We start from the raw sequence: 24,532 nt of genomic DNA, 5'->3' as shown, positions 1-24,532 counted from the left end.
CGCATGCTCACGCGCCCCAACCCGAAACAGTGATTCTCCGTTCCACAATCTAGCCGCCTTGAGTTCAGGTGCTTCGTAGCTCGACGCAGGAGAGCGAAGAAGGAAGTCCAAGATCTTCGAGCAAGAAACCGGCTGTACGGAAATGACATTCGCTAAACGCTCTAATCTTCACCTGCTCGAAAGACTTCACTGACCGGCAGGAGTTTTCCGCACACCTGCAGGTATTGGTGGTGGACCGTTGATGCGCGTGTTTTCGCGAATGAGGCGGATGCGTTTGAAGATGGGCTCGGCTTCGGAGCCGCGCTGCTGGGCTCTGAGCAAGTTGCCCAGACTGGTGAGCCGGGCGATGAGGGCCGGGTGCTCTTCGCCATAGATTTTTTCTTCGATCACCAAGGCGCGTCGGTAGAGCTGCTCCGCCTCCTTCACCGTGTCACCGGTGTTGAGTTGAAAGGCCAGCCGTCCCAGGCTGAGGGCCACCTCGCGGTCCATGGGCCCCAGGGCTTTCTCGCGTATGGCCAGTGACCGGCGCAGCAGCGGAGTTGCGTCCCGGCCTTGTCTCGTGGGAGCCAGAGCCAGGGCAAGGCGATCAAGACTGTCGGCTGTTTTGAGGCTCTCCGGCCCCTGTGTTTTTTCGCGCAGCTCCAGCGAGCGTCGGTAGAACACGGCAGCGTCTTCATCACGTTGGGAGCGGTGAAGCACAGCGCCGAGCTTGTCCAAGGCGGCAATCAGATCCGCCTGCTGGGGGCCGGGATTTTCCTCCACTAGTTTCAGCGCACGCAGCAGGAGTTGCTCCGCCTGATCGAGCAGAGGCGCTGCCTCGGAGTATTGCGCCTTGTATTGCAAAAACTCAGCGCAGTCATTGAGCAGGCTGCGTGTGATTTTCGCGTCTCCAGCCTTGTCTTTGAACTCACGCTGAAACTCCAGCACCCTCGACACATGGGGCAGGACAGGCTCCCAAACCTCACGCGGTCGCATGCGCTGCGTTGCCGGATCTTTGGCCACGATGGCATGCATCAGCGAGGTGGCCCGGCCAAGAAACTCAGCGCCACGCTGCAAGCGCAAGACCGCCTGCAGCGGCGTCGGACAGCTGATGCTCAAGGGCTCCTGCGTGATGAGAGCATGACGCTCCAATTCATCGAACGCTGCTTCCACTTTGGCATCAGGTGATTTCTCATTTGCAGCATCCGCCACCAGCTTGGCATGCTCGGTGAAAAAGGGCAGGGGCACGGCTTCCTCGGCGAGCCAGGGCAGCAGGGCCATGAGCGCACGCGCCGTGGGTGTCAGGCACTTCGCGGAAAGCTGCCATGTCGCCATCAAGATTCTGTCAGGGGCTGTTTCGTCTGCCGCCGTCGTTTCCTTGAGCCCGGCTGACTCCTTCTCCCATCGCTTCACATACTCGGCCAAGGTCAGTTTTTGCTCCGTGATGCATGCCGCTGCCATGGCCAGTGCGAGCGAGTTTCCTTTCATCTGCTGCACCAGCTTTGCCGCATCAGTCTCCGTGAACTTGGCTGCAGTGAGCTGGGACAGCTGCTTTTTGAGAAATGTGACAGCCGTGCTCTCATCCCAGACCTTGCCATTCAGTTTCAGGACTGCGCGCAGGCCTTCGTCCCCGGCCTCTTTCGTTTTCAAGGTCTTCCTCAGGGCCTCGTAACTCTCGAAGGTGTCCTTGGTAAACGAATGTCCTGCACCCAGCGTCTTTTTGCTGATCTTGATCACACGCAGGTACAGCTTCTCCGCTTCTTCGGGCCGCTGTTCCTTCACGAGGAAATGAGCATACTGCCTCAGGGCGCTCGCCACCTGGAAGTCTTCCGGGCCTTTGCGCTTCTCCAAGATGGCCACGGAGCGGCGCAACAGTTGCTCGGGTTCCTGATGCTCGCCTGTTTCTGCCAGATAACCCGCCAGCATGCTGAGATCCGAGGCCACGGTTTCATGATCCTTGCCCCGATGTTTTTCGTGGATCGCCAGTTCACGACGCAGAAAAGGCACGGCCTCCTTCCAGCGATTCATGTCACGCAGCGTTTGGGCGATCATGCCCAGTGAGCCTGTGATCATGGGGTCTTCCATGCCGTAGTTCTTTTCTGCCACATGCAGCTCTTTGCGGTAGGCTGCTTCTGCTTCCGGATAGCGGCGAAGCGAGCGCAGAGTACTGGCAAGGTGGTTCAGGAGTACGAAGAGGCTCTGGTCTTCGGGGCTCTTCGTCCGCTCAACGGTCGCGATGCACTTTTCCAGGATGGCCACAGAGCGGATCAGCAGTTGCTCCCGCTCCCTGGGGTTTCCCACAACATCCGCCAGCCCGCTCAGGTCAGAAGCCACGGTTTCATGCTCCTTTCCCAGATGTTTCTCATGGATCGCCAGCTCACGGCGCAGCAGAGGCACGGCTTCCTTCGTACGATGCATCTGACGCAGAGTGTGGGCAAGCATGGACAGTGAGCCGGTTATTTGGAGGGATTCAATTCCATGGCACTTCTCTGCCACATGCAACGCTCTACGGTAGGCTGCCTCTACTTCAGGGTAGCGGTCCAGCATGCGCAGCGTACCGGCAAGGCGGTCCAGATAAGGGATCAGGCTGAGGTCTGCTGGTCCCTTCGTTCGCTCGATGGTTGCGATGCATTTCTCCCAAACAGCCACGGAGCGGATCAGCAGTTGCTCCTGCTCCCCGGGATCTCCCGCTTCTCTCACAAAATCCGCCAGTTTGCTCAGATCCGAAGCCACGGTTTCATGCTCCTCCCCCAGATGTTTCTCATGGATCGCCAGCTCACGGCGCAGCAGCGGCACGGCTTCCTTCGTGCGATGAATCTCACGCAGAGCATTGGCAAGCATGGACAGTGAGCCGGTTATTTGGGGGGATTCGATCCCATAGCTCTTCTCTGCCACATGCAACTCTCGACGGTAGGCCGCTTCTGCTTCAGGGTAGCGGTTCAGCAGACGCAGCGTAGTGGCAAGGCGGTCCAGATAGACGATCAGGCTGCTGTCCTCGGACCCTTTGGTCCGCTCAATGGATTCGATGATGCGCTGGTACAATGGCAGTGCTTCCTGCCGAAGGTTTTGGCTGTCCAGCAGCTCGGCCAAACGCACCCGGCAGGCGCTGGTCATGGTGGCATCCAGCCCCTGTGCCTTTTCTTGCACCGACAATGCCAGACGAAACAGCGGCAAAGCTTCTCGTTTGCGCTGGGTCCTGTCCAGCAGTTCCGCCAGCGCGTAAGCCACCTGGGCCGTGAGCGGATGCTTGAGCCCCATGGTTGAGCTGCGAATTTCCAGCGCCCGGCGGAGCAAGGTCTCTGCTTCCGCATTGCGCGCCTGGGACAGCAGCAGACCTGCAATAATGGAGTAGCAGGTGGCAAGCTCGGCATTTTCAGCACCAACGGCCTCTTCGTGAATCTGAAGCGCCTGCTGGTACAGCAGTATGTTGCCACGGCCTGTCAGAATGATTTCCCGCAGGTCTTGCGCTTTGTTGAGCTTGGAACTGACCGCAATATGGCTCAGTCCGGAGAGATTCTCATGAGTCCTCAACAGTTCGACGTACTCGACAAACGCGGATTGAGATTGGTTGAGGCTCAACAGCAGCTCCGCTTTGCTTCCCAGACAGGTGGCTGCTTCCATTGACGACTCGCCATCCGGGCGTTCCTGAATGCAGCTTAGCACTCGCTGATAGAGAACCAGCGCCTCTTTCTCCTGGCCCGTTTGCCGCAGCAGGTCGGCGAGATTGTTCAGACTTGATGCAAGCTCGGCCGAAGTTTCGCCTGAGGTCTTTTCCCGAATCGCCAGCGCTCGCCGGTAGAGTGCCTCCGCCTCCTGAAAGCTGTCGGCGGCTTCGAGGTGGCTCGCCAGCTCGCTGAGGCCTGCCGCCACCTCGGGCGCTTCCTTTCCATGCTCCTGCTCAGCCTTCGCCAATGCCTCACGCAGCCGCGACATGCCGGCAGATTCCGCCGCATATGCAGCGCAGAGTGCACTGAAGAGAAAAAAGACGATGAACCTCACCCCGGCATTCCGTCAGAAATCGGATGCCGTGGAAAGTAAAAAATGGCGGGCTCAAAAAACGAGCGTGGCCTCGCAGTCCTCAAGGCTCCTTCAAAGCCGGTGGCCGATGGCTCTGGATCTGCGCCTTGAAGTCCCCGAGGCTGTTCCAATGCGCAGGCGCATTGAGATCGACTTCCGCGATGGCCAGCGTGCCAAACACATCCGCCTTTGCCAGCACATCGCCGTAGTGATCAAAGATGCCTGAGATCATCCACTGGTTCTTGGTGGCGTCCGTGTAGGTGCTGCTGACGATGTAGACGTGATTTTCGCAAGCGCGTGCAGCGGCCAGCATGGGATTGCAGCCCCACACCGGCCAGGCGATGACTTCGGCTCCCTTGATCGTGAGCGCGCGTGCGACCTCTGGGAAGAAGCCGTCGTAGCAGACCATCATGCCCACTTTGCCAAAACGGGTATCAAACACCGGGTAGTCATGCCCGGGCGTGATGCCATGTTCGATCTCCCCACGCGGCAAGGTCACTTTGCGATACTTGCCCACCAGCGTGCCATCCGGACCCAGGAGCGCCGAAGTATTGTACAGCGTCTTGCCCTCACGCTCCACGAGGCCGGCGACGATGTAGAGATTGTGCTCCTTCGCCAGTTTGCCGAAATACTCGGTGCTGGGGCCGGGCACAGTCTCGGCACACTCGGCCATCGTCTTGCCAGTGCCGTAATAAGTGAGCGTCTCGCCGAGCACCACAAGGTCCGCCTTTTGTTTGGCAGCTTCAGCAATGAGCGGCGCATACTGCGGTGGCTTATCAGCGGGGTTCTTGCCGTCCTTTGGCTGAAGGTGAATCGTGGCGAGGCGTGCCTTGCGCGGGGCAGGGGCGGGCACGGCGGCGAGAGAGACATCGCTCCACTCCACCCGCGCATTCGCCGCCCACTGGAGGTAGAGCTCGATCTTCGCCTGCTTCGCCTTCACCGGCGCACGCAGGGTGCTCTCGCAATGAATCCACTGGCCTGCTTCACCCTCAGGCACATGCGGGTATTCAGGCTCGGCACGTGGGACGGTGCCCTTCGCGTAACCTTGCTTCGCAGGCTCCTCCCAGTTGACGGGCTTGCCGTTTTCATCCTGCCAAAGGATGCGCGCATAAACGCTGCGGCGTGCCGTGGGCATGGCGCTGGTCTTTTTCCACGCGTTGAACTGGTAATGCTTTCCACCTTCGACCGGCAGCGTGTTCGTCCAGCAGCCGATCCATTGTTCACCCGCACCCGTTTCAAGAATCAGCGCCCCTTTGCCATCATGTCCGCCAGTCTGGCTGACAGCCGAATCCGGCTTCGCCTCATCACGCGGAGACCACAGCACCCAGCCGTCTGAAAACGCCGCATGGGAAGCGGTGGCGAGGAGGCAGAGAAGGGCGGTGAGGGATTTCATGCAATCCTATACGCATCCAAGACCAGGGATTGCGCAGAGACGCCCCCGAAAGCGAACGTGGCGACGCTCGACGGAGGCTTGAGGACAAGCCTCCCTACCTTCATGCCGAACATGCCCTAGCTTGCGGCATGCAACCTTCATAGCCCTCTTCTGCTCCCGGAGGGAGCCCATGCATCTCTATGTCCTCCGGTTCCGACCCCTTGTCGAAAACAAACCCCTGCTCAATCCCACATCTCTCACACGTACACTCATCTCGCTCCTCTTCTTCCCAATCACATCCTCGCTCCCCATGCGCCCTTTCTCTCTCGCCTGCCTTCTCCTCACCGCGCTCAGCCTCACCTCACTCACCCCCGCCGCTGAAGCCCCCGCCAAGCCCGCTGCCACAGCAGCCACCAACCCACCCGCCCCCAAGCCCACCCCCACTGAGCGCATCGCCCTCTGGCCCGGCAAAGCCCCCGTTGGCGATGGCACCTTCGAAGCCAGCACGCACGAGCTGCAAGTCTTCCTCCCGCCCGCCGACAAAGCCAGCGGCATGGCCATCGTCCTCTGCCCCGGCGGCGGCTACATCCGCCACGTCACCGACCGCGAAGGCTACCCCATCGCCGAATGGCTCAATGAACACGGCATCGCCTGCATCATCCTCGAATACCGCCTGCCCAAGCTCCGCCATGCCGTGCCCCTCCTCGATGCCCAGCGCGCCATGCGCCTCACCCGCGCCAATGCCACACGCTGGCACATCGATCCCCAGCGCATCGGCATCCTCGGCTTCTCCGCCGGCGGCCACGTCGCCTCCACCGCCACCACCCATTTCGATGCCGGCAAGCCCGACGCCACCGATCCCGTCGAGCGCTTCAGCTCCCGCCCCAGCTTCGCCTGGCTCATCTACCCCGTCGTCACCATGGGCCAGTACACCCACACCGGCTCCCGCAAAGAACTCCTCGGCGAAACCCCTTCGCCCGATCTCGTGCGCCTCTACTCCAACGAACTTCAGGTCACCGCAGACACCCCGCCCGTCTTCCTCGCCCACGCCATCGATGACAAACCCGTCCCCATCGAAAACAGCCGCCAGTTCGTCGTTGCCATGAAATACCACAAACTCCCCGTCGAGCTCCTCGAACTCCCCAGCGGCGGCCACGGCTTCAACGGCTGCAAAGGCCCCCTCTGGGAGCAGTGGAAAGCCGCCGCGCTGGTGTGGAGCGCGAAAGAAAAGATGATGCCGGGGAAGTGACTCACGAAGAAAACGCAGCCTCATTCGTTTTCGCCGCAAAGAGGCCAGGGAGCAGCCTCCGGATTTTTGTTTCAGCCTCTCCGCTCCTCTGCGGCAAAGACGAGCGTCCATGGCGGAATGTCGTCATAAAATCCCACGTGCATGATTCAGGTGTTGAAGCGCACTTGTCATGAAAAACAACCGCGACAAATCCACGCACCCCTCACCACAGCATCGGCGTCTTCGCCTGCGCGCCGCCGTTCACGCGCAGCTCCTCCAGCGCCACCTTGCCCGCGCAGAAGTCCCAGCCCAGCCCCAGCGCCGCGATCTGGCCCGGCGTGATGTGCGCCCGCCGCAGCTCCTCCGTGCGGTCCACATCAAAGCACCCCGCACGCACATACGCCGCAGCATCCCCCGGCGAAAAACCCGCCTGCAGCCACTGGCGTGCGGCGACTTCCGTACCTTCGATTGCGGCGGCCATTTCTGCTAGATCACGGGGACTCGGACTCATGCCGCACCTTATGGCACAGGTTGAAACACTGTTCAAATAAACAGTGCTTTAAAATCGCTCGTCACCACCTTTTTCAGCCAGCCATGGGCTGCCGCACCTTGCAAAACATGGGCGCAGCCTTGGCTCACATGCTCCATCCCGGCAGGTATCAGCGGTTAAACTAAAAACGTTTCCTTTTGATACAATGCGTTTTTTGGCTCAGATGGGAATCTACTATGAAGCACCCCACCCTGATGATGAAGCTGGTCCGCAGCACGTTGCTTATTTCGGCAGCCCTCCTTGGGGCCACGGCTGTTTTGGCGCAGAATGCAGGCAAACTCATGCAGGCCCAGTTGCTGCGCTCCACCACGGGCCGCGGCATCGACGGCTCCGGCTTTGCCAGCCTCTCCGTTCCTCTGAAAAAAGGCGCCATCTACGACGTGGTCCGGCAGGAGAATGGCAATGTCGTCCTGAAGATCGACGGCAAAGACGTCGTGGTCCCGGCGGGTGCCCTGGCTCTCACGGAAAAACTCCTGACGGCAGTCGCCAGCAACAATGGTTTTGTCCCCGGCAAGATCGTCATCGTGAGCGCCAAATATTCCCTCGACGGGAATCAGCCGCGCAATGTGAAGAACAACCTGCAAAAACTCATCCCCCAGACCATCATCACCGAGCCGGTGCAGATCATTGTCACAGACGCACTCAGCACCGCCGCTCAGGATCAGGGGAATCAGAGCCAGGGGACGGTCGTCATCACCCGTGGGATGGTGCTCGGTGTGGTCACAGCAGCCCCCGCAAAAAATGTACTCACCGTGGAGTACCTTTTTAATGGCAAGAGTTTTACCAAACAGGTTCCCGAAGGCGAAAAGCTCGTCCTGCCTTAAGTCTGCATGGTCGGGGCCTGACCTTCACGACCGTCCTCAGAGCCGCTTTCTGCTGCCGTCCGGTCGTAGAACAGTTGACTTGTTCCTGCGGAACAAGAAACGCCTCGCTTCGCCCCAGGCTCCTCACTCCGCACTGCAAACCCAGGTCTGCCCGCGCGGCGCGTGCCTCAGGCTGGTAGGGCACCGCTGTGTCGGGGCCGAAGTTTCGGGTCTGCGTCGTCGCAGGCGCTTAAAAAAGGTGCGCCGTCCTTGGACTGCCGAAAGGCAGGGCGCGGGGATGTCATGCGCCGTTCACCATACCCCGGCACCCAAACAAAACGCCCGGCGGGATCTCCCACCGGGCGTTTTTTTAAACACACATCCAGCAAACCTTTTCACAGCAGCACCGCGCCCGCACACCTCAGCAGCACTCGCAGCTGCACCCACTTTGGCAGTCTTGCGGCGGCGGCGCTTCCGGCGCAGGCGCCGTGTTCGTGGAGCCCGCGCTGTTCGTGCCGATGAAAGTCGAGTTCACATTGTCCGGGTCATCCTGGCGGTGGCGGTCCTTCAGAGATTTGTCCCCGCCGAAGTAGATGCGCAGCCCGCCCAGCAGATGCGCGTAGCCGTTCTCACCCACGCCTCCGTCCGCGTAGATCGCCACGCCCTTCATCGGCGTCTGCCACTCCACATGCGCCATGTAGAAGTTGTGGTTAAAGCGGCTCTGGTACTCCAGCCGCACCATCAGGTCATCCACCGGATACACCGCCGCGTAGAGGCGTGCGGCCACAAAGCTCTGGTGCGTCACCAGCCCCGGAAACGTCGTCGGCACATGCGAGTCGTAGTTGTCATACCCCGCCACCGCACCCAGCGTCACCCGCTTGAAATAGTACTCGCCCTCCGCGCCCACGATCACATCCGTAAACTTCTGGCTCGTCGTCCAGCTTGAGACCAGGCCGATCAGCCCCTTGCCCGGATCACGCGCAAAGAAGTGCGTGCCCACGCCGAAGATGTTCGTCGCAAACCCATGCTGGTACAGCCCGTCGAGCTGCGCCCCAAAGCGCTGCCCCAGCGGCACGGAGAGCGTCCCCGCCACACCCCGCGTGGAGCTGCGGTTGATCGCCCCGTAGTTCGCATCCAGCTTGCCATTGATCGCCGAGACCGCAGGCTCCGAAGCCGCCGCCGCGATCCCTTTCACAGGTTCGCCAGCACAGAGTTGAGTCACAGATGCCGCAGCCAGTGCCGCGAAAAGAGGGAGGGTGGGGAAGAGTTTCATGACAGGAAGTTCCTCATAAAATCCACTCCCATCAGCCACGATTCAACAACCTCCGTGCTTAGCAGGCCTAAGACAAGCCTTAGGTTGCCGGACCTCCGCCCCTCAGTACAAAAAAAACGCCCGGCAGGTCATCCCACCGGGCGTTGTTCAAAATCTTAACCGAGGCCCAGGTCAGCAGACCCGGCCCCGCACCTCATCAGGGTGGTGGTGGGGGCGGCGGTGGTGGTGGGCCACCCGCAGGCGATCCGCCCACATCCGTCGATCCCGCGCTGTTCGTGGGGAGGAAGGTCGAGCCCATGTTCGACGGGTCGTCCTTGCGGTGGCGGTCCTTGAGGGGCTTGCTGCCACCGAAGTACACACGCACACCACCCATCACCATGGCGAAGTTGTTGTCACCCAGGCCGGCGTCTGCAAAGACGGCCACACCGCTCATCGGCGTCTGCCACTCCACATGCGCCAGGTAGAAGTTGTGGTTGAAGCGGCTCTGGTATTCCAGGCGCACCATCAGGTCGTCCATCGGGTAGATCGCCGCATACACGCGCGCCGCCACAAAGTTCTGATGCGCCACCAGCCCGGGGAAGGTCGTGGCCACATGGGAGTCGTAGTTGTTCCACCCGACCACGGTGCCCAGCGTCACCTTGTCGAAGTAATACTCGCCTTCCATGCCCACGATCACGTCCGTGAACTTCTGGCTCGTCGTCCAGCTCGAGGCCAGGCCGATCAGGCCCTTGCCCGGATCACGCGCAAAGAAGTGCGTGCCCAGACCATACATGTTCGTCGAAAAACCATGCTGATAGAGTCCGTCAAACTGCGCGCCAAAACGGTGGCCCAGCGGCACGGAGAGAGATCCCGCCACACCCCGCGTGGAGGCGCGATTGATCGCGCCATAATTGGCATCCAGTTTGCCATTGATGGCAGACACGGCGGGTTCGGAAGCAGCCGCCGCGATGCCCTGTGGGGGCGGCGAGCCAGCGTGGATCTGCGTCACCGAAGTGACTGCCAGAACGGCGAGGAGTGTGTTTAAGGACTTCATTCTCAGTGTAGGTAGATGCGCGCTGCACCAGCATCGCGGCCGACCAGACTGGCAGAGCACCACCTTATGGCAATCAAGATCGGCTTAATAATCCTTTAGTCCCTCGCCCAACCCGCCGCCCCCCCCCTCACCGCCAGCCGACCCAGTGCAAGGGCTGGGGTGCCCCTCCGCAACCTCGCGACCCGCCATTTCAAAACACACCCGCCTCCATAAAACAGACGGCCCCGCAGTCACTCCGCCAGCATCATCCCCACCGCCCCCACCAGCAGCAGCGCCCCCGCCGCATGGCACCAGCCAGCCTGCCGCCGGTACCGCCGCAGCTTGCCCAGGCCCTCCGCGCACCCCGCAAAAGGTTCCTCACCCACCGCCGCCCATTGCTCATAAAGGCCGCTGCGCACAAAGCCCGTCAGGAAGCCGCTGCGCGCCCCGCGCGGCACCCAGAAAAACCCGCTCGGCTTCCCCAGCTTCATCCACGCCTCCTCCGAATCCGCCCACACCCGCCGCAGCAGACGATCAAACGCCACAAAGCTCAGCACCGTGAAAACGCCGCCCGCCAGCATCCACGCCACCGCTGAAATCAAGACGATGAGAAACACCATTTCAAACATGACCGCGCCCCGCCTTACTTCGCCCATTTAGTGAGGTCAATATAACGCTGTGATTTCACCGCCCGAGTTCCTCGCTCAAGGCCCCGCATCCTTCCTTTTCACGATTTGATTGGCAGCGACTGCTGTGTGCCCTCGCGAGCGCGGCAGCGTCTTGGACTGCGTGCGGCAAGCCTCGGCGCGACGCCGCTTTCGCAGGCTGGACGGCAGGAGCAGTACAAAGACTGTCCTTCACCCGACATCGCCGTGTCATCAGTGATCACCTCCGCCTCGCCCCACTCCAGCCCCAACGGGGCTGCGTAGTACAGCCCAGGGTTCGCCGCGTGTCCTCCGAAGCTCGCAGAGCGAAGGAGGAAGCCTCAGCGAGGCAACCCTGGGACTTCCGCCATCCAATCCGGAAGCAAACCCAGCACTCCGCCGCACGCATAGACCACCAGCAGCGTCTGCAATACGCCCCGCCACACATGAGCATCGCGATCACACACCTCTCCGCACCTCCCCTCTCATCCTACCCGCAGTCACAGTCCAGGCACCCATGCGTCGCGCACGTCCGGCACACACGCTCCACCTGCTCGCGCAGCCTACTGCGCGCACGCAGCAGCCGCACGTTGATCGTGTTCACCCGCTGATCCATCTCCGCCGCCACCGCCGTGGCCGACTCCCCGCCCAGGTCGATCCTTCTGAGCAGCTCCGCATCCGCCTCCGGCAGCGCCGGCAGCAGCTTCATCACACACTGGCACAGCGTCTTCTCATCCTCCGGCTCCAGCGCCTCCGGCAGCTCATGCACCAGCTTTTCCAGCGCCGAATCCCGCGTCGTGCGGCGGCGGTGCGCGTCGATGATCGCATGCCGCAGCACCCGGTAAAACCACGTCACCACCCCCTCCGCATCCTCCGGCACATGGTCCGCCTTCAGCGCCTTCATGAGGCATTCCTGCACCAGATCCGCCGCCAGTTCCGCATCCCCCGTGCGCTGCCGCGCAAAGCCGATGAAGGCATCCAGGTGCTGAAGAAGCGGGTCAGTGCGCATGTCCTCTAGCATACGCGTCCCAGCGCCAAAAAACACCCTGCAACACCTTTTCACCTCGCGCGTGTGCAACAGGGAAGACGCGAATCATCACGAGGAAGCACCGGGCTTGACAGGTGAATCACATGTAACAATGTGAGTTACATGAAAAGAAACAGTCAGTTGTCCGGCGTTCTCCACCTTCTGCTGCACCTCGCAGAGCAGCGTTCTCCGGTCACATCCGAGGTGTTGGCCAGGGTCAATCAGACCAACCCCGTCGTCGTCCGCCGAACCATGGCAGGGCTGCGGGACAAAGGCTACGTGCGCTCTGAAAAGGGGCACGGCGGCGGCTGGACGCTGGCCTGTGATCTCTCCACCGTGACGCTGCACCACATCCACACCGCTCTCGGCAGCCCATCCCTTTTGGCCGCCGCCGCTCCGTCAGAGGCCGCAGGCTGCCTGGTGGAGCAGGCCGTGAATGCCGTTTTGCACCAGGCATTCCAAGACGCAGAGCACCTGCTTCTGACACGGTTCGGCCAGGTTTCCCTGGCCATGCTGAGTGCCGATGTCCACGCCCGAAGTCTCGCTCGCGGCGGCTCCCCGCATCATCTCGATCACTCTCATCAGGCCTAGCCTCATCCACCCTCCATCCCCCCCTTTTTGTCATCATGCCCGAACAGCACCAACCCTTCTCAAATCCCCAGCTCGTGGCAAAGTATGCCGAAGGCCCGCCGCGTTTCGTTCCCGGTCACGCGGGCATGTTAAGCATGACCAGGCTGCTGCTTGCAGAGCGTGCCACAAAGGATGCACGCGTGCTGGTTCTCGGTGCCGGCGGCGGTCTGGAGCTGCAGGCATTTGCCCAGGCCCAGCATGGCTGGACCTTTGATGGCGTGGACCCCTCGGCCGAGATGTTAGACCTGGCCCGGCAGACTCTGGGCCCGCTCATGCCCCGTGTCCGGCTGCACCAAGGCTACATCCATGACGCCCCGGAAGGATTGTTCGATGCCGCCACCTGTCTGCTGACGCTGCACTTCGTACCTCAGAGCGACCGCCTGCACACCGTGTCTGAAGTCCGCCGCCGTCTCAAACCGGGCGCACCCTTCGTGGTCGTCCATTTCAGCTTCCCGCAGGGGGAAGGGGAGCATGCCCTTTGGTCATCACGCTACGCCGCCTTTGTCGCCGCATCCGGCATCGATCCCGAACTCGCCGCAAAAGCGGCCAATGTGCCGAAACAGCTCCCCATCCTCACGCCAGAGCAGGACGAAGCAATCCTGCGCGAAGCCGGCTTCTCAGATGTCACCCTGTTTTATACCGGCCTCACCTTTCGCGGCTGGGTGGCCTATGCCTGATGCCCTCCGCAGCGTGCTCCCGCCCGCCTGAGCTGGATGGAGGCACGAGGCTGAAATCAGATGTCATTTGATGTCATGACCTGATAGCCCCCCTCCGCATCCTCCGGCACATCGGAGGCCTGCAGCGCCTTCATGAGGCATTCCTGCTGGTCCTGCACTTGCGCGAACGCGACAGCGTCTTGGACTGCGTGCGGCAAGCCTGGGCGCGACGCCGCTTTCGCAGGCCGGACAGCAGGCTCAGGCCAAGGAACATACAACACCTCGCGAAAGCGGTGTCGGCGATGCAGGCTTCCGCCGTGCATCTCTGTCACCGCATTGATTGATTCGCTGGGCTCACCCTGCGGGCCCCTTTCAGTCGTCTGACTCACTTCGTTCGGCTCGCTCTGCTCACCCTTCGGGCAGCCTGCGGCTGTCTACCTCCGCTGCGCTTCGGTTCCAAAACGCTGTCGCGTGACTCGGGGGCCCCAGACCTCCAGAACGCACAACAACACCCCTTAACTGAGCGCCCAAAAAACAGCCTGTAACACATTTCCACCTCATGCGTGTGCAGCAATGAAGACGCGAATCATCACGACAGCGCCTCATCCACCCTCAACACTCCACACATCCCCATGACACACTCCCAAACCTTCCCCCTCACCGGCCTCACCTGCGCCTCCTGCGTGGAAAAAGTCACCACCCGCCTCCTCCGCCACACCGACATCACCGCAGCCACCGTCACCCTCAGCCCGCCGCAGGCACAGATCAGCACCCGCACCCCCTTCAGTGACGAGTCCCTGAACGAATGGCTGCAGCCCCTCGGCAAATACCGCGTGCAGCCTTCCGCCCCGGCGGCGGATTCTTCATCGGCCTCCGCCTCACCCTCATCCGCACTGCCGCAGATCAATGTGAAAACCTACCGTCCGCTGCTCCTCCTGCTCGCCTACCTCCTCCTCGTCATCGCCGCCGTCAGCATCAGTCACCGCACCCTGGATCTCCCCCTCGCCATGCGCCTCTTCATGGGCGGCTTCTTCGTCACCTTCTCCTTCTTCAAGCTGCTCGACCTCCGCGGCTTTGCCGATGCCTACCGCAGCTACGACCTCGTGGCCAAAGCCGTGCCCGGCTACGGCTATGTCTATCCCTTCATCGAGCTCAGCCTCGGCCTCGCTTACCTCATGAACCTCAGCCCCCTCTGGGTGAATGCCATCACCGCCCTCGTCATGGCCGTCAGCCTGGCCGGCGTCCTGCGCGCTGTCATCTCCCGTCGCGCCATCCGCTGCGCCTGCCTCGGCACCGTCTTCCAGCTCCCCATGTCCACCGTCACCATCATCGAAGACGGCCTCATGCTCGCCATGGCCCTCACCACCTTGATTCAGTCCTGAGCCGCTGGCTGCATTCATAATGCAACGCAGGCTTCAAATGAACTCGCCTTGGCCTGGCGGGTAGAAACAGGCCAGGGTGAAGACCGCTCCTGCTTGCGTCAAGAGTTGCACCCAGGCCTCGTTTCTGTTACGCCATCCCAACAAAGTGGTAGGATCAAACTATCGCCACCGCCATGAAGGACACCCTTGCTGAAATCAATGAATTGCGCACAGCCGGACTCATCGGACAGTGGGCCATTGGCGGTGCGATGGCTGCGACCTTTTATTTGGAGCCGATTTCAACCTATGATCTGGACATCTTTGTGTTGTTCGAGGGCGCCCCATTGATCCTGACGCTGACGCCAATCTATGATTTTCTGAAAGCACGCGGGCACTCACCGGATGGAGATGCGGTGATGGTTCACGGCTGGCCCGTTCAGTTCCTGCCTTCTGAGTCGCCACTGCTGCGCGAAGCCGTGGAGTCTGCGCGTGAGGTGGACTTTGAGGGCGTGCGTGCCTGGGTGATGAGCGCCGAGCATCTCATGGCCATTGCCTTGCAGACGGCACGTGGAAAAGACTTCGCCCGGCTCCTCACTTTTGTGGAAGCCCGGGTGGCCGATGAGCCAAAACTGCGCGATATTTTCCAACGCCATGGTCTGACTGCCGCGTGGAGCCGGTTTGAACGAAACTACCTGAATCCCTCATGAGTCCGCTGATGCAAAAAACTCTGGAGAGCAAGAGCGCCCGCCGCCAGCGGCTCATGGCTCTCTCTTACCCAGAGAAGGTCCGGATTGTTGAGCAGATGCGGGCGGCGGCTCGCGAAATCAGGCAGGCGGAAGGGAGCACTCTCGTACTGCGCGAAGAACCACCACCTTATGGTGAGATCAAGCCCTGAAGCCTTAAAACCCTCACCCCACCAGCCACTCCAGCGCCTCCTTCTCATCCACAAAAACATTCGCCTCCATCCCCGCATTCGTCGCCACCGTCACGCCAAACCGGTTCGGGTCGATCATCTCCGCCCGGCTCACCACCGCCACGCGTACCTTCCCCTCGGAAGCCCGCGCCCACTCCCGCACCATCCGATACCGCGCCGTCAGCTTCGGCGGCGGGTAGCCCGTCACCTCCGTCAGCACCACCATCAGCCGGCGTTCCCCCGTGGCACGCGCATAGGAGATCGCAGCCGTGACCATCTCCCCCATCTGCGCCAGCTTCAGCACGCCAGCAGGCCGAAAAATCGCGTGCCCTTCCAGTTGCTGAAAGTATTTAGGAACGTCCATGCAGCATGGTTAAACATTTCTGCTCGAAAGTAAATGACGGCGACAAGCCAGCCACGCCGTTTGGGTCCTCCCCCATGTGGCCTCAGACTTCAGGCGGAACAGGGCAGAACCCCCAGCCAGCTTGTCGTCAGCCTCAAGCCTCCGACTTATAAGCCGGCTCCTGCCGCTGCCGGTCATCACCCTCTTCATCCCGCTCATTCTCCGCCTCTTGGGAGCCGTCCCCAGCTTTCTCGGACTCGGTGCCCATCACGCTGAGGCTCAGCATGGCCAGGGAGCTGAAGAGCAGCCCGGTGGAGGGTGGGAAGAAGTGGTATTTCATGGTGGGCCGTCGGAGTGACACTTTTCCTTCGCACCCATTCCATCATCTGGCTGCATCAATCCGCAGCCCTGCTCCATGACCATGCACCGCCCTGATGCACCTGCGGCACCCTCAGGCTTCCCCTGAACTCCGGAGCAGGGGCGGATCGGGTTGTGACCACGCGCCGGCTTCCCTAGTTTTGCACCATGAAAACGATCTCACCCACCGCCGCAGCCGCCACGCCGCCACCCCCTGCCAAGCCGGAGCCACCCCTCACACCACCCCCGCTGGAGCCCGAAGAAAAGCCCGCCATCGTCCACGATCACGGCGTGGGCACCGGCAAGAAGCATGACGTTGACACAGCCGCCGGAGACGAGGGAATCGATGATGAAGAGAGGGGGGAGTTCACCGACCCCTCAGCCGTCGACTGACCCACCCGCCGCCTCATCCCTTTCCGGCCCATTCACCCCGAACCACAAAACACCATGACCAAGCTCAAATTCAACGGCTCCTGGCACGAGATCAAAGGCAAGCTCAAGCAGAAGTACGCCCAGCTCACCGACGACGACCTCCTCTTCTCCGAAGGCAAAGACGAAGAAGTCCTCGGCCGCCTCCAACAGAAGCTCGGCGAGACCAAGGAAAGCCTCCGCGACACCATCGCCAAGCTCTAGCCCCCGCGAACCTCCCCAGCAGTCGCAGCCCTTCACACCTCACTCCCATGAACATCCTCAAAAACTGGCTCCATCCAAAGAATGCGGCACCACCTGCCTCCAAGCCTGAGGTCGAAACCGAGGAAGTCCCCACCATGATCCTCGACGGCGAACAGTTCTACACCTACCGCCGCTTCCGCACCGCCAGCCACACCGCCCCGCAGGCCACCCCACCCGTGGTTCACTTGCATCCCTCGCGATGATGGGGATTCAGAAAATCCTGTGAATCCTGTCCACTCTGCCTGCGGATGTCTGCCATGCTCATCGTCCCAGATTTTGACAGGATTAACAAAATTCCAAGATTCCAAGATTCACAGAATGGGAATGGCGTGGTTTTTGAAATCTCGGCAGGACTGGGGACAGTTGGATTGGGATTCAGAAAATTCTGTGAATCCTGCATCCTGTGAATCCTGTCCAAATCTGCCTGCGGACGTCTGCCGTGCAGATCACGCCTCCCGCTCCCCATCCTCCACTTCCTCCCGCTCCTTCTCCTCGTGATCAAGGACCTGCTCCGTTTCCTCCTGCAGCGCACGCAGTTCCTCTTCCGCCTCGTCCGCACCTTCCTCGGCAAAGATCTCCGGAAACTCCGATTCATCCTCCGCAGCCTGCGGTGCCACGCGGTACCCTGACTCCCTTGCAGGCGCGTCCCACGTCTCCAGCTCCGCCAGCCGTGGCGACACAATCTCAGGCGGCAGCGGCAGATTCCCCAGCTCATCCTCCGCCAGCAGCGCCCGCGCCTCGGGATCCTCCACCACCGTCGGCTGCGGCATTTCCACATTGGATGCCGTGGCAGGCCGGTCCGCCGCCGGAGCCGATGAGTCTGCCTCCGTGGCCTTGGTCTGAGATGAATACTGGGTTTTCATGGCAAATGATTCCTTCTTCCAAAGGCATCGCGCCCCGCCTCCCCACCGCGCCTATGTTTTTCTCCCCGCATCGTTCATGCAGGCGCAGCAGGGCAGGGGAGGTGAAACCTTTGATAGGCGTTTTCCAAAGCGGAAGTCCGGAAAGCGCAGCCAGCCGCCGTCCACGTGACCTCCCAAATAAAATCCGCGCACTCTTACGGCTCTTCTGAGTACGTAGTTCGGGGTTCGCTCCGCGGCTTCGCAGCAGCCCGTTCCGGAAGCTCCGCATCGCCCCAAAACTCAAACCAGCCAGCGCACGTATTGTAGTACCGGCTTCAGCCGGAATCTGGGAAGCTTGCTTCGCGCATACTGCTCCCAAACAAACTCCAGACTGCTACCCAGCCTGCCAAACGAAACGAGTTTTAGAAACGCCTTCAGCCCAAAAGAAAATGAAGCCCCCACCCCTCCTCGGCGTCAGAGAGCCGCCGCTTCCTCTCAAAATTGAACTCCCACTCGTTCCTCGCGTCCAAATCAGCCGCACACACGATAGATAGCAGCCGCCGGTTTTATTGGCGGTTTGCGCACGTTCGCCGTATTCTCCTCCTCATTTCCCGCCTGTGATTTCCCCCTCGCCGTCCGCCCCCTTCGCAGCGCTCTGTCATCACCGATGGCCTGCGCCCACTGCCTCTTACTCATTCACAGGCAGCTCCACCCGGCTCAGGCACCTTCTCAGCGCGCTCACCGCCTGCGCCCTCACCTTGGCCACCGCACAAGTCCGCAGCGCAGAGCCTCCCGCTCCCGCCACGAAACCCCTCACAGCCGTACCCGCTCCCACTCCAGCCGCAGCACTTCCCGCCGCCGCACCCGCTGCCACTCCTCCCACTGCCGCAGACGCCCCCACCCCCGTCCCAGAGCCCCCCGCAGGCTTCATCCCCGGCACCGGCTCTCGCTCCGACGTCAAGCCCTTCTACTTCGCCATCCCCGCGCCCCGTGGCCAGATCCTCGATCGCAAAGGCCGCCCCTTTGCGCAAAACACCACCGTCCGCCGTCTCCAGTTCACCGTGCCCGCAGACAAGCGCAGCACCCTGGAGACCTACACCGCCTGGCTTCAGCAGGAAATCGATGCCACCAAGGCCGATCTCCCCGTCGCCCGCCTGCCCGATGCCGAAACGCTGAAGCGCCACTACGAGGCCCGCCGCGAGCTCCCCATCACCGTCAGCGATGCCTTCACGCAGGACCTCGTCATCCATCCGCAAAAGCACGCCCACGCCAGCCTGCGCACCGAGTACATCCGCCACTACCCGCAGAAAGGCATGGCCGCCCATGTCCTCGGCTACGTCTCCTCAGACGGCGCACCGCCCGCCGGCGCCATCCTCCGCAATGAACCCCTCTGGCAGCGCACGAAGGGCGCCACCGGCCTCGAAGCCGCATACAACAAGCAGCTCACCGGCACCGATGGCACACTCTGCCTCATGATGGCAGATGCTGGTAGCGTTGCCTACCAGCAGGTCTTCGCCCCGCCCGCCGCTGGGCGCGATGTCGTCACCACCCTCAATCTCGAAACCCAGCGCCTCGCGGAAAGCGCCCTCGCCCAGTCCAAGCACCGCTGCGCCATGGTCATCGTCGATGCCTTCACCGGAGACATCCGCGCCATGGCCAGCCTCCCGCACTACGATCCCAATGCCTTCGCCGGCGGCATCTCCGCCACCGATTTCACCGCCCTCACGCAGGACATTGACGGCCCCCTCTTCGACCGCTCCCTCCTCGGCACCTACCCCCCCGGCTCCATCTTCAAGCCCATCGTCGTCCTCGCCGGACTCCGCGCCGGCACCGTGGATGCCCAGATGGAGTTCGACTGCGGCCCCTCCCTCATGATCGACGGCCGCGAGTTCGACAACTGGTCCAAGGACGATCACGGCTTCTTCAATGCACGCGCCGCCCTCATCCGCTCCTGCAACACCTACTTCTACCAGTCCGCCATGATCACGCGTGACCGCCCCATCCTCTACATGGCGCACGAGTTCGGCCTCGGCGTGGCCCCCGTCTTCCCCCTGAAAACCGCCACCGGAAATCTCCCCCAAAGCGCCCCCTCCAATCACGACCTCGCCAATCTCTCCATCGGCCAGGGCGTCACCGAGACCTCCCCGTTGCAGATGGCCATGGTCATGGCCACCCTCGCCAATGGCTCCTGCCGTCCGCGCCCCCGCCTCGTCTCCCACACCCAGTCCCAGACCGGCCGCCTCGGAGACGTCAGCATCCCCTGCCGTGATGCCCTCATGCCCGTCAGCCAGATGGACCTCGAAACCGTGCGCAGCGGCATGTTTGGCGTCGTCAATCACGTCCGCGGCACCGGCAAAGCCGCACGCCTGAAAAAAGTCGCCGTCTTCGGCAAGACCGGCACTGCCCAGTGGGTGCTGCGCGGCGCCAAGGCCAACGTCGTCTGGTTCGCCGGATTTGTAGACACCAATCCGCCCCTCGCCTTCGCCGTCATGGTGGAGGGCAATGCAGGGCAGGGCGGCCTCTCCGGCGGCGGCACCGCAGCCCCCATCATCGCCAAAGTCCTTCACGACATCGAAGACCGCCCCACCGCCCACGACGTCAAGATCACCCCCGACAACGTCCCCGAAGAAAACGACCCCCTCACCCCCGAATTCGTCCAGCCCCCGCCCGGCTACTACGGCAACGGCGGCCCCCCACAATACCGCGACGAACCCGGCATCGGCGGCTTCTTCCAGCGCATCTTCCGCTAACAAAAAAATCTTCTCAGCGCCCGCCATGCCACACCTCCGCACTCAAGCCTCCCAACGCATCGCCTCAGGCTGGTAGGGACGCTCTGTGCCGCGTCCGTAGAATCCTTCGTCCCACCGCCACCTGCCCACTCAAAGCTCTCCCCCTTTCATAGAGCTCCCGCCCTCCGCATTCGCCCTCCGCATTCGCCATTCTGATTTCGTCATTCGTCATTCTCCGCTCCCCCGCATGCCCGCCCTCCGCGCCATTCTCGCCCCCATCCCGCGCTTCCTCTCCTCCCTCCGCGCACTCTACCTCCGCCTCCCGCGCTGGTTCCGTTTCATCGGCGGCACCTGCGCCGTGTTCGCGCTCATCGGCCTCATCGCCTTCGGCTTCATCTGGCGCCACTACTCCGCCCTCGCCGCCACCTACGACATGGCCTCCCTCACACGCGGCCAGAATGAAACCCTCATCAAAGACGCCCAGGGCGAGCCCATCGGCAGCGCCAGCGAGATCGAGCGCGAGATCGTCACCCTCGATGACGTCCCCATCACCCTCGTCCAGGCCATCATCGCCACGGAAGATGCCCGCTTCTTCTCCCACCCCGGGTTCGACATCATCGGCCTCACCCGCGCCGCCGTGAAAAACTTCACCTCACGCGGCATCCGCCAGGGCGGCAGCACCATCACCCAGCAGCTCGCCCGCAATGCCTTCGGCCTCCAGGGCCGCAGCTACGAGCGCAAGATCACCGAGATCTTCCTCGCCATGCGCATCGAGCGTGAATACACCAAGGAGCAGATCCTCACGCATTACATCAATCGCATCTACCTCGGCACCGGCTGCAGCGGCGTCGGCGCCGCCGCCCGCACCTACTTCGGCAAAGACGTCCACGACATCACCCTCGTCGAGTCCGCCACCTTGGCCGGCATCATCAAGGCCCCCGTCGCCTTCTCCCCCATCACCCAGCCCGCCCTCGCCAAACAAAAGCGCGATCTCACCCTCCAGCGCATGGTGGAGACCGGCAGCATCACCGAAGCCGAAGCCACCGAAGCCCGCGCCCAGCCCGTCACCGTCAGCCATGACAAAAGCCGCGTCCGCACCGGCTACATGCTCGCCGCCGCACGCGCCGAATTCCAGCGCCTCGGCCTCAAGCCCGGCACCCCGCCCGAGATGACCATGACCCTCCGTCTCGACTGGCAGCACAAATTGAACACCCTCGTCCGCAAGCACCTCGACACCGTCGCCCCCAAGGACAAGGACCTCCAGGGTGCCGTCATCGTCCTCGACAACACCACCGGCGCCATCCTCGCCATGCAGGGCGGGCGCGACTTCACCACCAGCCCCTTCAATCGCGCCCTTGAAGGCATCCGCCCCGTCGGCACCGCCTTCCTCCCCCTCGTTTACGCCGCCGCACTCACCGCCCAGCCAGACATCACCGACGCCCCCCAGATCGACGGCCCGCTGGACAACAAGCAGGCCATGATCGGCGGCCTCACCGGCACCCTTGGCGAATGGGGAGCCGAGGGCGATCCCGTCGCCTACACCGGCGGCACCATCACCCCCGTCCAGGCCCTCCTTGAAAACCGCACCGCCGCCACCGTCCGCCTCGGTTATCAGGTCGGGCTGGAGCCCCTGCGCACCGCCCTCAACCGCTGCCGCTTCAGCACCCCGCTCCGCACCGAAGCCGCCTTCACCCTCGGCCAGAGCCCCCTCCGCCTCATCGAAGTCGCCCACGCCTTCACCGCCATCGCCAATGACGGCCGCACCTGCTCCACCCCCCACCTCCTCGCCGGCCCCACCGTGCGCAGCAGCGAGATCTTCACCCCCGCCGCCGTCGCCCATGTGCGCGATACCCTCATCACCGGCATGGAGCGTCCCGAATACCGCAAGCCCCTCCTCGCCCACGGCCTCGCCAACAAAAGCATCGCCGGCTACGGCGGCATCACCTACGACCGCACCGACGCCTGGTTCATCGGCTCCGACCGCCTCCGCACCTGCCTCGTCTGGATCGGGCATGACAAAGACATCCCCATCAGCGCCACCACCACCGCCTCCACCGCAGCATTGCCACTGTGGGCCGCCGTCTTCGCCATGGTCACCGAGGGCAAACCCAAAGGCTGGGACGGCAAAGCCCCCGCCTCCCAGCTCCTAGCCACACCGCCCCGCGCCCTCTTCGTCGAAGGCGAAGCCCGCGTCATCCCCGTCACCCCAGTCTCCGGCGTCGTCCTCGGCATCGACCCCTACCAAAGCACCAGCGCCCCCGGCGGCGTGCCTGCGGCCATCCCCGTGCCCCAAGACGACTACGTCCCCAAAGCCATCCCCGTGCGCCAGTAGCCAGTAGAGGGTCGTCCTCGTCCTTCCCGCTCCGCCAACACCCCGGCCATCGAGAAACCCGCACCTCTGATATGGAGTGCGGTCGCGAAGTGAGGAACGAACGCAGCTACCGCTTTCGCCGTCCCCGGTGGCTCACTTATACCACAAGATACTCGAAAGCGGGAGCCGGTGATACATCGCCTGCCAGGTCATCCCACGCCCGCCACGAGACGCTCGAAAGCGGTAGCTCCGATGCAGGCTTGCGCCGTGCATCTGCGCGACCGCACTCCAAATAACTCCGCGCGCCGATGTTTCTGATATGGACTGCGGTCGCGCAGTGAGGAACGAACGCAGAAGTTCTATCGGTTGCAATTGACTTCTTGCGAGGAGTTATGCGCATGGTGAGCGAGGGGTTGTTGAGTTTTGGACTTGCAGGACCCAGGAACCGTGGGCGAGCTGGTTTTTGAGGTGCAGTTCCGCAGCGTAACAGGTGTGCGTCTGCCACATCTTCCAGATGATCTTGATCCAGCGCTGGCCCAGCGAGCGCAGCGCCTGCGCATGGCTTTTGCCCCTTGCGATCAAGGTCTCGTAATAGACCTTGGCCCAGGTGCACTGTTCAGTGCTTTTATGGGCAAAAAGATGCATCGCATGGCGCAGGTTTTTGTTGCAGGCGCGGCGTATCTGCACCTTGGCGATCTTGCCGCTCTGGTAGCTCACCGGCGCGGTGCCAGCCATGCATTGCAGTCCCTGCGGACCGTCCTCATACAGCACGCGGTCGCTGCCGATCTCGCTGAGCAGACGCGGCCCCAGCTTGGGTCCGGCACCGGGCAGCGAGCCAAACATGCCGCTGTCAGGATGGCTGGCAAAGAGCGCTTCGATACGGCGGCGGTATTCATCGAGCTGAGTCTGCAGCGTGCGCAGCTGCTTCGCCTTGGCCACGGCGTAAAGGCTCTTGGCGTTGACCATGCTCGCGCTGACCTTCCACTCGGCGGCTTTGGCAAAGATCTCCAGCCGCTCGGCATAAGTCTTCGGGCGGTTGAGCTTGTGCGTGTGCAGGAACTTCTCCCACTGACGTTTGCCCGCCTTGCTCAGGGCTGCCGCGCTGGGGAAGCGCTCGACGAAGGCCCAGGAGAAGTCCGCCGTCCAGACATCGAAGGCCTCCAGCGCGGTGGGGTAATACTCGCGCAGGGCCTGGCGCAGCTGGTTGATGAGCGCGGTGCGCTCTTCGATCAGCGCGACTTCATCACGGCAGAGGATGCGCAGCTCTTCGATGAGCGGGTCTTTGGGACCCAGGGCGCGCCAGGCATGGCCGTCAGTGCGCAGCGCATCGGCCAGCGCCCAGGCGTCGTGATGATCGGTCTTGGTGCCGCTGGGGTGCTTGCGTTCACGGTAGCGTTTGGCGCTCATGGGATTGACGGGAAAGACCGTCACACCGCTCTCGATGAGCTGTTCGACAACCATGCCAAAGCTCGTCTCAATGGCGACGCCGAGCCTGGGACAGGCCGCGATCTTTTCACGCCAGAGCTTCCACCCGTCGGCGGTGTGCGCGATCTGGAAGTCAGCCACGACGGCGCCGCAGGCATCGACGATGAGGATGTCATGATGATCACCGGCCCAGTCAAAGCCGGCGTGATGCGTTAACTCTTGGTGAGGGTGCATACGTTTGGAGGGGTGAGGTTGGGCGGGCTGCGGCTGGCCGCCACCACGGGGTCGTGCTGTTACAGGAGCTTCATGAGCCGGGGTTCTATCAGACCTTGAGGTGGAAGCCTGCGGACGGACCGGTGTTCTGCGTTGAACCTTCAAGAGATGAGCT

The 24,532-nt window shown here is 62.4% G+C and carries 24 protein-coding genes; 12 read left to right on the top strand and 12 right to left on the bottom strand.

What is annotated here, in order from left to right:
• Window positions 1-186: 186 nt before the first annotated feature.
• Together AC3RLQ_RS08895 and AC3RLQ_RS08890 are read right to left on the bottom strand one after the other, a co-directional pair.
• Complete coding sequence (locus AC3RLQ_RS08895) at window positions 187-3,912, bottom strand: tetratricopeptide repeat protein (protein ID WP_493036298.1); 3,726 nt, start codon at window positions 3,910-3,912, stop codon at window positions 187-189.
• Window positions 3,913-4,057: 145 nt separating this feature from the next.
• Window positions 4,058-5,389 carry a carbon-nitrogen hydrolase family protein gene (locus AC3RLQ_RS08890; RefSeq protein ID WP_493036296.1) on the bottom strand — a complete coding sequence of 444 codons (1,332 nt, stop codon included), beginning with the start codon at window positions 5,387-5,389 and terminating at the stop codon, window positions 4,058-4,060.
• Window positions 5,390-5,678: 289 nt separating this feature from the next.
• On the opposite strand from AC3RLQ_RS08890, the gene AC3RLQ_RS08885 reads away from it, so the two are divergent.
• On the top strand, window positions 5,679-6,617 hold the full coding sequence (locus AC3RLQ_RS08885; protein ID WP_493036294.1) for an alpha/beta hydrolase: 939 nt from the start codon (window positions 5,679-5,681) through the stop codon (window positions 6,615-6,617).
• A gap of 202 nt (window positions 6,618-6,819) precedes the next feature.
• On the opposite strand, the gene AC3RLQ_RS08880 is transcribed toward AC3RLQ_RS08885, so the two are convergent.
• Window positions 6,820-7,077 (bottom strand): hypothetical protein, encoded by a 258-nt coding sequence (locus AC3RLQ_RS08880; RefSeq protein ID WP_493036292.1) that lies wholly within the window; start codon window positions 7,075-7,077, stop codon window positions 6,820-6,822.
• A gap of 245 nt (window positions 7,078-7,322) precedes the next feature.
• Between AC3RLQ_RS08880 and AC3RLQ_RS08875 the strand changes: the two genes are divergently transcribed.
• On the top strand, window positions 7,323-7,970 hold the full coding sequence (locus AC3RLQ_RS08875) for a hypothetical protein (protein ID WP_493036290.1): 648 nt from the start codon (window positions 7,323-7,325) through the stop codon (window positions 7,968-7,970).
• A 400-nt stretch (window positions 7,971-8,370) separates the two neighbouring features.
• Here AC3RLQ_RS08875 and AC3RLQ_RS08870 read toward each other — a convergent pair whose 3' ends face one another.
• The 4 genes from AC3RLQ_RS08870 to AC3RLQ_RS08855 form a co-directional block, all read right to left on the bottom strand.
• Window positions 8,371-9,222, bottom strand: coding sequence for a hypothetical protein (locus tag AC3RLQ_RS08870; RefSeq protein WP_493036288.1), 852 nt, complete (start codon window positions 9,220-9,222; stop codon window positions 8,371-8,373).
• A gap of 196 nt (window positions 9,223-9,418) precedes the next feature.
• Window positions 9,419-10,255: a hypothetical protein gene (locus AC3RLQ_RS08865; RefSeq protein ID WP_493036286.1), complete on the bottom strand. Its 837-nt coding sequence runs from the start codon at window positions 10,253-10,255 to the stop codon at window positions 9,419-9,421.
• 230 nt (window positions 10,256-10,485) lie between these two features.
• Window positions 10,486-10,863, bottom strand: a complete 378-nt coding sequence (locus AC3RLQ_RS08860; RefSeq protein WP_493036284.1) for a hypothetical protein — start codon at window positions 10,861-10,863, stop codon at window positions 10,486-10,488.
• 505 nt (window positions 10,864-11,368) lie between these two features.
• Window positions 11,369-11,887, bottom strand: a complete 519-nt coding sequence (locus tag AC3RLQ_RS08855) for an RNA polymerase sigma factor (RefSeq protein ID WP_493036282.1) — start codon at window positions 11,885-11,887, stop codon at window positions 11,369-11,371.
• Between the two features lie 141 nt (window positions 11,888-12,028).
• Here AC3RLQ_RS08855 and AC3RLQ_RS08850 point away from each other — a divergent pair, with 141 nt between their 5' ends.
• Together AC3RLQ_RS08850 and AC3RLQ_RS08845 are read left to right on the top strand one after the other, a co-directional pair.
• Window positions 12,029-12,496, top strand: coding sequence for an Rrf2 family transcriptional regulator (locus tag AC3RLQ_RS08850; protein WP_493036280.1), 468 nt, complete (start codon window positions 12,029-12,031; stop codon window positions 12,494-12,496).
• 35 nt (window positions 12,497-12,531) lie between these two features.
• Entirely contained in the window at window positions 12,532-13,212 is a 681-nt protein-coding gene (locus tag AC3RLQ_RS08845) for a class I SAM-dependent methyltransferase (protein ID WP_493036278.1), read from the top strand.
• A gap of 56 nt (window positions 13,213-13,268) precedes the next feature.
• Here the strand turns inward: AC3RLQ_RS08845 and AC3RLQ_RS08840 are convergent, their stop codons facing one another.
• Window positions 13,269-13,409: a hypothetical protein gene (locus AC3RLQ_RS08840; protein WP_493036277.1), complete on the bottom strand. Its 141-nt coding sequence runs from the start codon at window positions 13,407-13,409 to the stop codon at window positions 13,269-13,271.
• Window positions 13,410-13,823: 414 nt separating this feature from the next.
• Here AC3RLQ_RS08840 and AC3RLQ_RS08835 point away from each other — a divergent pair, with 414 nt between their 5' ends.
• The 3 genes from AC3RLQ_RS08835 (at window position 13,824) to AC3RLQ_RS08825 (ending at window position 15,447) form a co-directional block, all read left to right on the top strand.
• Window positions 13,824-14,573 carry a heavy-metal-associated domain-containing protein gene (locus AC3RLQ_RS08835; protein WP_493036276.1) on the top strand — a complete coding sequence of 250 codons (750 nt, stop codon included), beginning with the start codon at window positions 13,824-13,826 and terminating at the stop codon, window positions 14,571-14,573.
• Between the two features lie 173 nt (window positions 14,574-14,746).
• Window positions 14,747-15,259 (top strand): hypothetical protein, encoded by a 513-nt coding sequence (locus AC3RLQ_RS08830; protein ID WP_493036274.1) that lies wholly within the window; start codon window positions 14,747-14,749, stop codon window positions 15,257-15,259.
• A complete protein-coding gene (locus AC3RLQ_RS08825; RefSeq protein WP_493036272.1) occupies window positions 15,256-15,447 on the top strand; it encodes a hypothetical protein in 192 nt (63 codons plus the stop codon). The genes AC3RLQ_RS08830 and AC3RLQ_RS08825 overlap by 4 nt, the downstream gene beginning before the upstream one ends.
• Before the next feature lie 13 nt (window positions 15,448-15,460).
• Here the strand turns inward: AC3RLQ_RS08825 and AC3RLQ_RS08820 are convergent, their stop codons facing one another.
• A complete protein-coding gene (locus AC3RLQ_RS08820) occupies window positions 15,461-15,829 on the bottom strand; it encodes a SpoIIAA family protein (protein WP_493036270.1) in 369 nt (122 codons plus the stop codon).
• Window positions 15,830-15,962: 133 nt separating this feature from the next.
• The gene (locus AC3RLQ_RS08815; protein ID WP_493036268.1) at window positions 15,963-16,148 is read right to left on the bottom strand and encodes a hypothetical protein; all 186 of its coding nucleotides are present in this window, start codon (window positions 16,146-16,148) and stop codon (window positions 15,963-15,965) included.
• Between the two features lie 185 nt (window positions 16,149-16,333).
• Here AC3RLQ_RS08815 and AC3RLQ_RS08810 point away from each other — a divergent pair, with 185 nt between their 5' ends.
• The 3 genes from AC3RLQ_RS08810 to AC3RLQ_RS08800 are packed head-to-tail and all read left to right on the top strand — an operon-like array spanning window position 16,334 to window position 17,040.
• Entirely contained in the window at window positions 16,334-16,558 is a 225-nt protein-coding gene (locus tag AC3RLQ_RS08810; protein WP_493036266.1) for a hypothetical protein, read from the top strand.
• A 54-nt stretch (window positions 16,559-16,612) separates the two neighbouring features.
• Window positions 16,613-16,798, top strand: coding sequence for a CsbD family protein (locus AC3RLQ_RS08805; protein ID WP_493036264.1), 186 nt, complete (start codon window positions 16,613-16,615; stop codon window positions 16,796-16,798).
• A gap of 47 nt (window positions 16,799-16,845) precedes the next feature.
• A complete protein-coding gene (locus AC3RLQ_RS08800) occupies window positions 16,846-17,040 on the top strand; it encodes a hypothetical protein (protein ID WP_493036262.1) in 195 nt (64 codons plus the stop codon).
• Window positions 17,041-17,283: 243 nt separating this feature from the next.
• On the opposite strand, the gene AC3RLQ_RS08795 is transcribed toward AC3RLQ_RS08800, so the two are convergent.
• Window positions 17,284-17,700, bottom strand: a complete 417-nt coding sequence (locus AC3RLQ_RS08795; protein WP_493036260.1) for a hypothetical protein — start codon at window positions 17,698-17,700, stop codon at window positions 17,284-17,286.
• A gap of 737 nt (window positions 17,701-18,437) precedes the next feature.
• Between AC3RLQ_RS08795 and AC3RLQ_RS08790 the strand changes: the two genes are divergently transcribed.
• Together AC3RLQ_RS08790 and AC3RLQ_RS08785 are read left to right on the top strand one after the other, a co-directional pair.
• Complete coding sequence (locus tag AC3RLQ_RS08790; RefSeq protein WP_493036258.1) at window positions 18,438-20,429, top strand: peptidoglycan D,D-transpeptidase FtsI family protein; 1,992 nt, start codon at window positions 18,438-18,440, stop codon at window positions 20,427-20,429.
• Window positions 20,430-20,655: 226 nt separating this feature from the next.
• Window positions 20,656-22,740, top strand: coding sequence for a transglycosylase domain-containing protein (locus AC3RLQ_RS08785; protein WP_493036256.1), 2,085 nt, complete (start codon window positions 20,656-20,658; stop codon window positions 22,738-22,740).
• Between the two features lie 369 nt (window positions 22,741-23,109).
• Here AC3RLQ_RS08785 and AC3RLQ_RS08780 read toward each other — a convergent pair whose 3' ends face one another.
• A complete protein-coding gene (locus AC3RLQ_RS08780; protein ID WP_493036254.1) occupies window positions 23,110-24,378 on the bottom strand; it encodes an IS110 family RNA-guided transposase in 1,269 nt (422 codons plus the stop codon).
• Window positions 24,379-24,532 lie beyond the last annotated feature (154 nt).

Source organism: Prosthecobacter sp. GW821-HT29F12 (genome assembly GCF_058803405.1).
The sequence above is the reverse complement of the archived record's forward strand: the minus strand, read 5'-3'. Positions and strand labels throughout refer to the sequence as shown.